The organism is Anaeromyxobacter sp. SG64, assembly GCF_022690745.1.
Taxonomy (GTDB): Bacteria; Myxococcota; Myxococcia; order Myxococcales; family Anaeromyxobacteraceae; genus Anaeromyxobacter; species Anaeromyxobacter soli.
Genome location: NZ_JALCZB010000020.1, coordinates 60,763 through 72,257, shown reverse-complemented (window position 1 = coordinate 72,257; position 11,495 = coordinate 60,763). Strand labels below are relative to the sequence as shown.

The 11,495-nt window shown below is 73.3% G+C and carries 11 protein-coding genes and 1 pseudogene; 5 read left to right on the top strand and 7 right to left on the bottom strand.

What is annotated here, in order from left to right:
* Positions 1 to 196: 196 nt before the first annotated feature.
* From nrfD to MNZ29_RS08730, 6 genes are all read right to left on the bottom strand, one after another.
* On the bottom strand, positions 197 to 1,408 hold the full coding sequence (gene nrfD, locus MNZ29_RS08755) for an NrfD/PsrC family molybdoenzyme membrane anchor subunit (protein ID WP_242354914.1): 1,212 nt from the start codon (positions 1,406 to 1,408) through the stop codon (positions 197 to 199).
* Positions 1,408 to 2,202 carry a 4Fe-4S dicluster domain-containing protein gene (locus tag MNZ29_RS08750; RefSeq protein WP_242336444.1) on the bottom strand — a complete coding sequence of 265 codons (795 nt, stop codon included), beginning with the start codon at positions 2,200 to 2,202 and terminating at the stop codon, positions 1,408 to 1,410. Before MNZ29_RS08750 ends, nrfD begins: the two co-directional genes overlap by 1 nt.
* A 12-nt stretch (positions 2,203 to 2,214) precedes the next feature.
* Positions 2,215 to 2,676: a cytochrome c3 family protein gene (locus tag MNZ29_RS08745; protein ID WP_242336441.1), complete on the bottom strand. Its 462-nt coding sequence runs from the start codon at positions 2,674 to 2,676 to the stop codon at positions 2,215 to 2,217.
* Positions 2,677 to 2,688: 12 nt separating this feature from the next.
* Positions 2,689 to 2,952, bottom strand: coding sequence for a hypothetical protein (locus MNZ29_RS08740; protein WP_242336438.1), 264 nt, complete (start codon positions 2,950 to 2,952; stop codon positions 2,689 to 2,691).
* Between the two features lie 515 nt (positions 2,953 to 3,467).
* A complete protein-coding gene (locus MNZ29_RS08735) occupies positions 3,468 to 3,689 on the bottom strand; it encodes a hypothetical protein (protein WP_242336435.1) in 222 nt (73 codons plus the stop codon).
* 24 nt (positions 3,690 to 3,713) lie between these two features.
* Entirely contained in the window at positions 3,714 to 4,574 is an 861-nt protein-coding gene (locus tag MNZ29_RS08730) for a hypothetical protein (RefSeq protein WP_242354912.1), read from the bottom strand.
* Between the two features lie 170 nt (positions 4,575 to 4,744).
* On the opposite strand from MNZ29_RS08730, the gene MNZ29_RS08725 reads away from it, so the two are divergent.
* The 3 genes and pseudogenes from MNZ29_RS08725 (at position 4,745) to MNZ29_RS08715 (ending at position 8,759) form a co-directional block, all read left to right on the top strand.
* Positions 4,745 to 7,033 (top strand): RND family transporter, encoded by a 2,289-nt coding sequence (locus tag MNZ29_RS08725; protein WP_242354910.1) that lies wholly within the window; start codon positions 4,745 to 4,747, stop codon positions 7,031 to 7,033.
* 346 nt (positions 7,034 to 7,379) lie between these two features.
* Positions 7,380 to 7,616: pseudogene (locus tag MNZ29_RS25130) on the top strand (chorismate mutase); the annotation flags it as partial.
* Positions 7,602 to 8,759, top strand: coding sequence for a 3-deoxy-7-phosphoheptulonate synthase (locus MNZ29_RS08715; RefSeq protein WP_255840765.1), 1,158 nt, complete (start codon positions 7,602 to 7,604; stop codon positions 8,757 to 8,759). The pseudogene MNZ29_RS25130 and the gene MNZ29_RS08715, both read left to right, overlap by 15 nt.
* A gap of 139 nt (positions 8,760 to 8,898) precedes the next feature.
* On the opposite strand, the gene MNZ29_RS08710 is transcribed toward MNZ29_RS08715, so the two are convergent.
* A complete protein-coding gene (locus MNZ29_RS08710) occupies positions 8,899 to 9,414 on the bottom strand; it encodes a hypothetical protein (protein WP_242336426.1) in 516 nt (171 codons plus the stop codon).
* 154 nt (positions 9,415 to 9,568) lie between these two features.
* Between MNZ29_RS08710 and MNZ29_RS08705 the strand changes: the two genes are divergently transcribed.
* Together MNZ29_RS08705 and MNZ29_RS08700 are read left to right on the top strand one after the other, a co-directional pair.
* Positions 9,569 to 9,946: a hypothetical protein gene (locus tag MNZ29_RS08705; protein ID WP_242336423.1), complete on the top strand. Its 378-nt coding sequence runs from the start codon at positions 9,569 to 9,571 to the stop codon at positions 9,944 to 9,946.
* A 350-nt stretch (positions 9,947 to 10,296) separates the two neighbouring features.
* The gene (locus MNZ29_RS08700; protein ID WP_242354908.1) at positions 10,297 to 11,493 is read left to right on the top strand and encodes an acetate/propionate family kinase; all 1,197 of its coding nucleotides are present in this window, start codon (positions 10,297 to 10,299) and stop codon (positions 11,491 to 11,493) included.
* Positions 11,494 to 11,495: the final 2 nt, after the last annotated feature.

Genomic DNA, 11,495 nt, shown 5'->3' with positions numbered 1-11,495 from the left:
ACCGGGGGGTCCCCGCGCGGCCCGCGGCGCGCGCCCGGCCCGGAGCGCCCTCGAGGGCCGCCAGGCGCTGCTCCAGGCGCCGGAGCCGCTCCTCCGTCTCCGCGTGCCTCGCCTCGAGCTCCGCCAGCCGATCCGTCACGGGCGCCTCCCCGGTAGAGCGAGGACGCCGGACCCGCCCCGGCGGCCCTCGCGCGCGTCACGCCGTGCGGCGCGCGGGCTCCGCCGCGGGCTCGCGGCTCGGCTCCGCCGGCGGGGCCGCGCGCTCGATGGGCAGCACGCGATCGAACACCCACAGGAGCACGAACGGCAGGACGAACAGCGCGATCGCGACGATGACCCCCTCCCGGCCGAAGAGCGACGGCTGGTACCCGGAGCGCAGGCCGCGGAACGACTTCGAGAGCAGCTGCCCGCCGATGACGACGTTCCAGCGCATCGAGAACACCTGCACGAGGAGGAGCAGCGAGGCGACCGAGGCGAGCGTGTTCCGCACCCGGTCGTGCAGGTAGGCGTTCATCGTCACCACGATCGCGAGGAGGATGAACGGGACGAGGCTCCCGCCGATCATCTGCACGGAGATGAAGGAGAACTCGAGCCGCGTGGTGAGGAGCTGGGAGATGATGTGCCAGGCGTCGGAGTTCTCGTACGCGAGCAGCACGATCTCGAGCAGCTCGAGGGTGACGGTGAGGATGAGGAAGAACCAGAGCCAGCGCGCCATCGCCTGCACCGTCTCCCGCTCGATCGGGCGCCGCCCGAGCTTCGCGGTCACCTGGTAGAGGAGCACGAGCAGCGCGATGCCGGACACCGCCGCCGAGAGCAGGAAGATGACCGGCATGAGCGGCGTCGACCACCAGGGGTTCGCCTTGATCCCGCCGAAGATGAAGCCGACGTAGCCGTGCAGCATGCACGCCGCGGGCAGGCCGAACGCGGAGAGGAGCTTCACCGCGCGATGATCGACCTCGAGCGCCTCGGGCGAGGTGTCGTAGGTGCCGAGCGCGAGGGCGGCGTAGAACGCGCGCTTCACGCCGCGGCTCCGGCGCGCGGTCTCGATGATCTCGCGCCGGTACACGAACCAGACCTCGAGCAGCAGGATGACGAAGTACCCGGAGTAGAGCAGGCCGAAGCCCGCCATCGCCGAGGAGAAGTGCGGCGTCACGACGACGTTGAAGGCGCGCTCGGCGTGACCGAGGTGGAGGTTCAGGGGGAACGTCGCGATGGCCATGAAGCAGAAGGAGGTCGCGAGCGCGAGCCGCGCCACCGGCTCGAACTCCTTCTTTCCGAAGAGGTGGTAGAGCGCGGTGACGATGAACGCTCCCGCCACGAAGCCCGTGATGTACGGGTACATCACGATCATCAGGCTCCAGTGGACGTGCACGTCGTTCGGAAACGCGTAGCCGCTGATCTCCGGCATCACCGCACCTCCTTGTCGAGGCCGAGGTAGAAGCACTGCGGCTCCGTGAGCAGGTGCGGCTGCAGCACGCTCACGCGCCCGTGCGCGATGGCGAGCCGGACGGGATCGTCCTCGCGGCGCATGTCCCCGAACTGGCGCGTGGCGGTCGGGCAGACCTCGACGCAGGCGGGCTTCAGGCCCTTCGTGACGCGGTGGTAGCACCAGGTGCACTTCTCGGCGGTGTGCGTCGTCGGCGACAGGAACCGGCTGCCGTAGGGGCACGCCTGGACGCAGTAGCCGCAGCCGATGCAGCGCTCGGCGTCCACCAGCACGAGGCCGTCCTGCGTGCGGTACGAGGCGCCGACCGGGCAGACCTGGACGCAGGGCGTCTCCTTGCAGTGGTTGCACATCTTCGGGACGAAGAAGGACTTGGTCGGCGTGAACGGCGTCTGGATCGGGGGGAACCCGTCGAGCCCGCCCTTCGGCGAGTCCACGTGCGAGGCCTCCGGCGAGACGACGTAGCGCTCCACCCACGTCCGGAAGAAGCCGTCGGGGACGCCGTTCTCGGCCTTGCACGCGCGGACGCAGGAGCCGCAGCCGATGCACTTCTCGGTGTCGATGAGGTAGGCGTAGCGGTGCTGCGTCCAGTCGTAGCCCTCCGCCACGTGGTCCTCTCCGAGCGCGGGGGCGCCGGAGAGGAACACGAGCACCCCGCCGCCGAGGCGGAGCGCGTTCGCGAGGAACTCCCGGCGGCCGACGGGCTCCGGCGCCGGCGGCGGGGCGGGTGCGCGGGCGTCGCTCTCGGTCTCGTCCATCGTGGCCTCCTGTCAGAGCTTCGGGGAGTGCGGCTCGTGGCAGTCGATGCAGGCGGTCCCCTCGACGCCGCCCTGGTGCTGGGCGAGGACGATCTGGGGGAACGCGGCGGGGCGCCCCTCGATGCGGCGATGGCACCGCGCACAGAGCGTGAACGACCGGTCCACCGGCATCGGCGCGCTCCTGGCGCCGTCCCGGACGTGCCTCGCGAGCGGCGCGTGGCACACCTCGCAGCCGACCTTGCGGTGCGCGCCGGCGGTGACCGCCTTCAGCCGCTCCGCGTGGCACGCGCCGCACGACGCCGAGCCGCCGTGCTGCGGCGGGCGGACGGCGGCCTGCTCCGCGACGTTGTCGAAGCGGTACGGGCCGTAGGCCCCGTACGACTTCGGCACGAGGAAGGTCCGGCCGACCGAGAAGATCACGACGACCACGAGGAGCAGGAACAGGACGCGGAAGACGTGTCGGGCGGATTCCATGGGCGCCTCCTCCTACGGCGGGTCGAGCGGCTCGAGGCCGAAGAGCCAGCGCATCCAGCGGGCGCGGCGCGCGCGCGGCGGCGCGGCGGGGGCGCGAGAGAGCGGCTCCACCGCGAAGAGGAGCCGGAGCCAGCCGCGCCTCGCGGGCCGCGGCACCTCCGGATCCTTGGGGAGCGGCTCCGGCGAGAGGAGCGTGCGCAAGAGGCCGCGCCCCCTGCCCGCCGCGAGCGCCGGGGAGGGCGGCCCGAGGCGCTCGATCGCGAAGATCTTGCGCAACGACGAAAATGTCGCAGCCCATTTTTGCGTCACGACGCAAAGCAACCACAACACCGCACCCCTCCGCAATGTGCCCCGAATTAGCTATCCACAGGCGGTTCGAGGCTTTTCCGGTATTCGCGGAAGAGGCATCCGGCCGAATTCACTGCGCTCTCCAGGGCTCGGGGTGCGCGTTTGAGCGCAGGTCTCAATTGATAGCGATCAATGTCACACGCATTCGAGGCATGGACAGGATTGCGCAGCAGGCGCCCACTCGCACCGACGGCGAAGTCCCCGGCCGCCGCAGGAAGAACGGAGGTCACCATGCCCTTCGCATCCGTCGTGCGGAACGCCTGGCGCGAGCACGGGACCGACTACGCGCTGGTCGGCGCCGCGCTCATCGCGCTCCTCGGGAGCGCGATGCTGTTCCTGAGCTTCTGATCGGACGGAGGACGCGCCTCTTGGGCGCGCTCGCTTCGCCCGCGGGTGGACCGCGGGCGTCGCGGCCGCGCAGCGCGATCACCTCGCTCGCGAGGTCATGACGCCGTTCCGCGCGAACGGAGCGCGCTCGGGCCTCGCAAGAGCCGCGCCGGGAAGAGCAGGATCGCCCCGAGGAGCGCGAGCACGCCGTTCACCGCGACGCCGAGGATCCGGAACGGGAGCAGCAGGATCCAGACGAGCGGATAGAGGATCAGCGCCGCGAGCGCGAGCGGCCAGCACACGAGGAGCAGCGCGAGCCAGACGAGGAAGGTGAGCATCGCTTTCTCCCGGTACGCGCGGGCTCAGCCGATATTTCGTCCGGCGGAGCTCGATTCGCTGCGGGGCTCCCGCGCGTCGGGCGCCTGCGCCGGCGCGGCGAGCAGCCGCCGCGCCTCCACCACCCACTCCGGCGCGTCCGGCTCTCCCGCCGCCGCGCGCCGCTCCGCGAGCGCGAGCGCCCGCCCGGCGGCGGCGCGGCCCGCTGCGGGATCGCCGTTCGCGGCGAGCGCCTCCGCGAGCGCGAGCAGGTTCGGCGGGAACTCCGGGGCGCGCGAGGCGGCCTTCTTCGCCTCCGCGAGCCCCGCCTCGGGATCCCCGGGCCCGAGCGGCCACCCCGGCGCGCGCAGCAGGAGGAGCGCCAGCACGCGCTCGGGCCCCGCCTCGTCGAGCGCGGGGTCCCGCGCGGCGGCGCGGCGGAGCCGCTCCACCATGAGCTTCAGCCCCTCCGCGGCCGTGCTCCTCCGCTCGCGCGCCTGGATGCCGAGCCCGAGCGCGAGGGCGTACGCGCAGCGCGCCTCCTCCGGCGCGCGCGCCTCGCAGAGCTGGCCGAGGTCGACGGCGGAGGTCGCGAGCCGCGCGCGCTCTGCCGCGGAGCGCTCGTGCTCGGCGAGCCAGATCACGGCGCGCGCCGCGCCGTAGGGTCCCTCCACGGCGCCGGGGTCCGCCTGCGCCGCCTCGCGGTACAGCGCCTCCGCGCGGCGCACCGCGGCCGGATCGGGCCTCCGCCCGAAGGCCGCGTCCGCGTCGGCGAGGAGCCTCGCCGCGGCCGCCGCCCCTGCCCCGCGAGTGGCCGGCGGGAGGACCGCAGGCTTCCGGAGCGCCGGCGCGCAGGCGGCGAGCGCGAGGCCGAGCACGAGGACGAGCGGGAGCGAGACGCCGCGCATCCCCGCACGGTATGCGCGCGTCGGGCGTCCCGGAACGTCATGAGCGAGGTGAGCCCACCGGGGTCGCGACACTCGAGGTGTCTGCCCGCGCGCGGCCCCTCGCCGCAGCCGCGCGCCCCCACCGCGACGGGACCCGCGGCGCGGGCGGGCGCGGTGCTACTCTCCCGCGGATGCCCCGCTCGCGGATCGAGCGCGTCTTCGGCGCGATCGTGGCGCTCCGCGTCCCCATCCTCGTGCTCTACGCGCTCGCGGTGCCGGTGGCCGCGTGGCTCGCCGCGGGGATCCCGTCGGAGGGGGCCATCGACCGGCTCGTGGTCCCCTCGGACCCGGACTTCGTCGCGACCCGCGAGTTCCAGCGCATCTTCCCCGAGCGCCCGACCGTCATGCTGCTCCTCGAGGCGGACGAGCCCTTTCGCCCGCGCGCGCTCGCGCAGGTCGCCGCCGTGGAGGACGCCCTGCGGGCGCTGCCGGGCACGACGCCCGTCTCGATCCTCGACGCGTACGCGCGGGCGCGCCCCGGAACGTCGCCGACCGCCGACCCCGCCGCGGCCGAGGCGCTCCGCCGGTTCGCGAGCGGGACCGGCTTCTTCGCACGGCAGGGGCTCGTCGGCGACCGCTTCCTGGGGGTCGCGGTGACGTTCGACGCGGCGACGTCCGCCGCGCGCGACGCCGCGCTCGCCCGGATCGACGCGGCGGTGGAGCGGTCGCGCGGCGACGCCCTCACGGGCGTGCGCCGCGTGGGCGGGCCCTACGTCGACGCCTGGATCGAGCGCGAGTCGCGCGAGGCGTCGCGGCGCAACTTCCCGGTGTTCGGGCTCCTCGTGGTCGCGGTCGCGCTGTTCCTCTACCGCTCGGTGCGCGCGCTCGTGGCGCTCCTGCTGACGCTGGGCGCGGCGGTGGCCCTCGCCACCGCCGCGGGGCGGCTCCTCGGGTTCCCCTTCACGATCGTCTCGACCCTCGTGCCGCTCACGGTCCTCGTGACGACGCTCGCCTCGCTCGTGTACCTGCACTCGCGGTTCGTGGACGCCCCCGAGGGCGTGGACCCCGCCCGTCACCAGCTCGCCGCGCTCGCGAACAAGCTCCTGCCGGTGACCGCGTCCAGCGCCGCCGCCGTGCTCGGCTTCGCGGCGCTCGCCGTCTCCCGCATCCGCCCGGTGCGCGAGATGGGGATCTGGACCGCCACCGGGCTCGCGATCGCCTGGGTCGTGGTCTTCACGCTCTTCCCCGCCCTCCAGCGCGCGCTCCGCACGCCCACGCGGCGGACCGTGGAGATCCGCGCCCACCTGTACGACCGGCTCGCGGCGGCGCTGCCGCGGTTCACCTGGCGCTGGCGCTGGCCGCTCGTCGCCGGGGCGCTGGGCCTCGCCGCCGCCGGGCTGGTGGCGCTCCTCGGCGTGCCCGGGCGGCTCGCGCCCATGGGCGTCGGGCTCGACGTGCTCGAGTACGTGGACCCCGCCTCGCCCGTGCACCGGGACCTGGTGTTCTTCCGCCGGAACGTCGGAGGGCTGAACGTCGCGCGCCTGTGGGTGCGGACGCCGCCCGGCGCCGTCACCGATCCCGAGGTGCTCCGGCCGCTCGATCGGTTCACCCGGCGCGTGGAGGCGATCCCCGGCGTCACCTCGGTCGTCGGACCGACCTCGATCCTGCGGATGCGTCGCTACGCCGCCGGCCAGGGCGAGTCGCTCCCGGAGGACCCGGCCGCGTTCGCCGCGGCGGTCGCGGACCTCGAGCAGCTCCTCCTCGCCGGGCCCGAGCTCCGCGGCTTCGTCGACGTCGGGACGCTCGCCAGCGCGCAGCTCACCGTCGTGTTCGAGCGCGGCGACGGGCCCGGCGTGGCGGCGCTCACCGCCGCGGCGCGCGATGCGTGGGAACGGACCGTCGCGGAGGCGCCCGCGCTGCGCGGCGCCGAGCTCCGGGTCGTCGGGGAGTCGATCCTCGCCGGGAAGGTCGGGGCGAGCCTCGTGCCGACGCTCGGCGAGAGCTTCGCCATCACCGCCGCGCTCATCTTCGCGGCCTTCCTCGCGGTGTTCCGGTCGGCGTCGGCGCGGCTCATGGCCATGATCCCATCGGTGTTCGCGATCCTCGTCACGTCCCCCGCCCGGCGCCCCGCGGGCGCGCCCCACACCGGGGCGCCGATCCGCGGCGCCACCACCGTGCTCGGGACCACCGAGAACGACCAGATCCACTTCTTCCACCACCTGCACGAGGGCGAGGGGGCCGGGGGCCTCGACGGCGCGCTCCGCCACACGCTCCGCGTGGCCGGCCGGGCCATCGTGTTCGCGACCCTCATCGACGCCGCGGGCTTCCTCGCGCTCGCCCTCTCGCGGTTCCCGCCCCTCCGCCAGTTCGGGATGGTCACCGCGGGCGCGTTCCTCCTCGCCATGCTCGCCGACTTCACCGCGCTGCCGGCGGCGCTCTGGATCGTGCGGCGCGAGGCGCCGGAGAAGCCCCCAGCCTGAGCCCGCAACGGCCCGGGATCCCTCCCCGACCTCCCACCGCTCGCCGAGGCCCCACCGCTCGGTGGTTGTGAAACGCGACTGGGCCGGATATGGTGGCTCCGTGATCCTTCGGTTCGTGAGCGCGTATCGATTTAGCAGCCCCCCGCCCCGGCCTGGGCGCTGGGTGGGCTCCTACGCGTAGCGAAGGACCACCCCGCACCATCGAGATCGCTCGGGCCTGGACGGGGGGGACGCTTCGCTCCTGCTCCCGCCTCACTCCGTCCGCCGCTCCGGACGGCCGCCACCTTCGCCCGAGGGCTCAGCCGTGAACGACGAAAAGAAACGTGGAATCTCGCTGCCGGACTGCATGACGCTGCGCGACGTGCGCGCGTCCATCGACGACGTGGACCGCCGCATCGTCGCCCTGCTCGCCGAGCGCCGCGGCTACGCGCTCCAGGCGGCCCGCTTCAAGAGCGCCGCAGACGGCGTGAAGGACCCCGCCCGCGAGGAGCAGGTCGTGCGGAACGTGCGGGCGCTCGCCGGCGAGGAAGGCATCGAGCCCGAGCTCGTCGAGACGCTCTACCGCGACATGATCGCCGGCTTCGTCCGCGTGGAGCTCACGTCGGCGGGGCACCGCGGTCCTCCCGCCCTGGAGAACCTGAACGTCGCCGCGTTCGACGCGATGCTGCCGCCCGAGGAGGTGAAGCTGCGGATCCCGGCCTCGGAGCGCGCCGCGCGGACGGTGGCCGAGGGGCGCCGGACGATGGAGGCGATCCTCGACCGCCGCGACCCGCGGCTCGCGGTCGTCGTGGGCCCGTGCTCGATCCACGACACCGACGCCGGGCTCGACTACGCGCGGCGCCTGCGCGAGCTCGCGGACGAGGTCTCCGACACGCTGTACCTCGTCATGCGCGTGTACTTCGAGAAGCCCCGCACCTCCGTCGGATGGGAGGGGCTCACGAACGATCCGCGGATGAACGACTCCTTCCAGGTGAAGGAGGGCATGGAGCTGGCCCGCCGCTTCCTCCTGGAGGTGGCCGAGCTCGGGCTCCCCACCGGGACCGAGGCGCTCGATCCCATCGCGCCCCACTACCGCGGCGACCTCATCACCTGGACGGCGATCGGGGCGCGGACCTCCGAATCGCAGACGCACCGGAACCTCGCCTCCGGGCTCTCGACCCCCATCGGCTTCAAGAACGGCACCGACGGCGAGGTCGACGGCGCGGTGAACGCGATCCTCTCCGCCGCGCGGCCGCACGCTTTCCTGGGCATCAACGACCAGGGGCGCTCGTCGGTCATCCGCACCCGCGGCAACCGGTACGGCCACCTCGTCCTGCGCGGCGGCGGCGGCCGGCCGAACTTCGACAGCGTCTCGGTCGCCATCGCCGAGCAGGCGCTCGCGAAGGCCGGGCTCCCGCAGACGATCGTCATCGACTGCTCGCACGCGAACTCCTGGAAGAAGCCGGAGCTCCAGCCGCTCGTGATGCGCGACGTGGCGAGCCAGATCCGCCAGGGGAACCGCTCCATCGTGGGCGTCATGATGGAGAGCTTCCTCGAGACGGGGAGCCAGCCGATGTCGGCGGAGCTCTCGCAGCTCAGGTACGGGTGCTCGGTGACGGACCCCTGCCTCGGCTGGGACCAGACGGTCGAGGCGCTGCGCGAGGCCCGCGCGCTCCTGCGCGAGGCGGTGGACGAGCGCCGCCAGGCGGGCGCGCCCGCCCCCGCGCAGCGCGCCACGGCGAGCTGAACGACCGATCCGGATCCGCAGAACGACGGCGCGATGCGCGACGCCGAAGGTGCTCGCGCATCGCGAGCCGTCGTTCATCGGCCCCGCGCGGCTCCGGCCGCCGCCGGGGCGGGCCCGCGATTCAGGTGTGCCCGGCGCATCACTTGCGGTGCGCCAGGCCGCTCACGTACCGCTGGTACTCCCCGCCGGGCGGGGCGACGAAGAACGTGACCTCCACGACGTCCCCGGCCTTCTGCTCGTAGACGAGCTTGAACCGCGGGCCGGGGGCCGCCGGGGCGGCGGACTCGAAGATGGCGCGGCCCGGCTCGGATCGCACGCCGTACTCGATCACGTGCCCCTCGTCGTCCCAGTAGGTGGCGCGGAGCCCCGCCGCGCCGGGGGAGAGGACCATCAGATCCTCGTGCTTCGCCCCCTGCTTCTGCCCGGGCTTCGGGGCGAACTTGGCGCGCGCGTGGCGGACGGCGACGTGCCCGTCGAGGCCGAGCGAGAACGAGAAGCTCCCGGCCGTCTGCTCGCCGGGCTTGCCGCTGCCCTCGCTCGCGAGCCAGTCGCCGAACAGGAAGCGGACGCCGGCGAAGGGATCCCCCGCCGGCGGCGCCGCGAGCGGCATCGCGGGGAGCGAGAGCAGGCACAGCAGGGAGACGGCGAGCTTCATGAGGGTGCCTCTGTCGTGGAGGTTCGAGGATGGCTGTGGCGAGGATTCTACAGCCTCGGCGGAGCGGGCCGGGGCTTCGTCGAATGGACGGCGTCGGACGGCGCGCTCCGGGTAACATCCGGCGCACGTCCACCGCCTTCAGCCCGGAGCCTCGATGGAGCCCACCCAGAGCACCGCCCTCCCCGCCGCGACCGCCGAGCAGGTCGCGAAGGCGGAGTCCATGGCGAAGCTCGTGTACGTCCTGTACCTCGCGTCGCTCGTCGTGGGCGTGACCTCGCTCGTCGGCGTCGTGATCGCGTACGTCTACCAGGGCGATGCGCCCGAGGGGCTGCGGACGCACTTCCGGCTGCAGATCCGGACGTTCTGGATCGGCCTCCTCTACGCGTTCCTGGGCCTGCTCCTCTCGCTCGCCGTGATCGGGGTCGCGCTGCTCGCCTTCGTCGCGATCTGGCTCATCGTACGCTGCGTGAAAGGCCTCCGGTACCTCGATCGGCGCGAGCCGTATCCTTCTCCCGGCACCTGGCTCTGGTAGGCGAGCGCCCGGAAAGCGAGCCGCTCGAGGACCTCGCCGGGCCATTGCCGTTTGATTGCGGTCAATCTCGCGTCGCCGCCGCGGGGGCTCGCGCTCGTCCTCGATCGCTCGAGTCGCCCCGATCGCGGTAGCGACGCGATGCGTCGTCCGCGCGAGGGATGCGGAAAAATCCCGGCGCGACCTCTTGCGCGCGCCGATCGCGATGTGCGAATCGTGTTGGTCCGAAGCCATCGAGTCGTCCGCGAGGCTTACGGATCCCGGATCAATCGTCGTCCATCCTGTCGCGTCCTCGGGAACGGGGCGCGGCCGAGCCGGTGTCGGCTCGTGGATCCCGTACCGCGGAGGCTGCCTTGAACATCCTCGTCCTGAACTGCGGAAGCTCGTCGGCGAAGTTCGCCGTCATCGACTCCGGGTCCGGCGCGGAGCGCATCTCGGGCATCGCCCAGCGCCTCGACTCGGCGCACGCCACGCTCGACTGGAAGCTCGACGGCCACCGCCACAGCCGCGACCTGAACCACGCCGATCACGACCAGGCGCTGCGCGCGGTGGTCGAGCTGCTCCGGGGCATCGGGCTCGCCGAGGGGCTGGCCGGCGTGGGCCACCGCGTCGTGCACGGCGGCGCGCGCTTCTCCGGCTCGATGCCGATCACCGAGGAGGTGGTCGCGAAGATCCGCGAGTGCATCCCGCTCGGCCCCCTGCACAACCCGCCCAACCTGCGCGGCATCGAGATCTCCCAGGAGCTCTTCCCCGAGCTGCCGCAGGTGGCGGTGTTCGACACCGCCTTCCACCAGACGATGCCGCCGCGCGCCTACCTGTACGCGGTGCCGTACGAGTGGTTCGAGCATCACGAGGTCCGGCGCTACGGGTTCCACGGCACGAGCCACCGCTACGTCTCGGAGCAGGCGGCGCAGCTCCTCGAGCTGCCGCCGCACGACCACTGCATCGTGACCGCCCACCTCGGGAACGGCTGCTCGCTGGCGGCGGTCCGCAACGGCCAGAGCGTCGACACGACCATGGGCCTCACGCCGCTCGACGGCGTGGTGATGGGCACGCGCTCCGGGTCCATCGACCCGTCGATCATCGCGCACATGAAGAAGGCCCTGCACCGCGACGCCAGCCACGTGATGGACCAGCTCAACAAGCGCTCCGGCCTCCTCGGCATCTCCGGCCTGTCGAACGACATGCGCACGCTGCAGGACGCGGCGGCGAGCGGGCACGAGCGCGCCGCGCTGGCCATCGAGAAGTTCTGCTACTCGGTGGCCAAGGCCGCCGCCGGGATGGTGGTCTCGCTCGGGCGGCTCGACGCCTTCGTCTTCACGGGCGGCATCGGCGAGAACGCGACCCTCGTGCGCGCGAAGGTCGTCGAGCTCCTCGGCTTCCTCGGCTTCACGCTCGATCCGGAGCTGAACGCGGTCGCCGGCAAGGGCAGCCGGGGCGTCATCACGCGGCCGGGCGGGCCGCGGGTCATCGTGGTGCCCACGAACGAGGAGCTCATGATCGCCATGGACACCGCCCAGATCGTCGCCGCCCGGCGCTGCGCCGCCTAGCC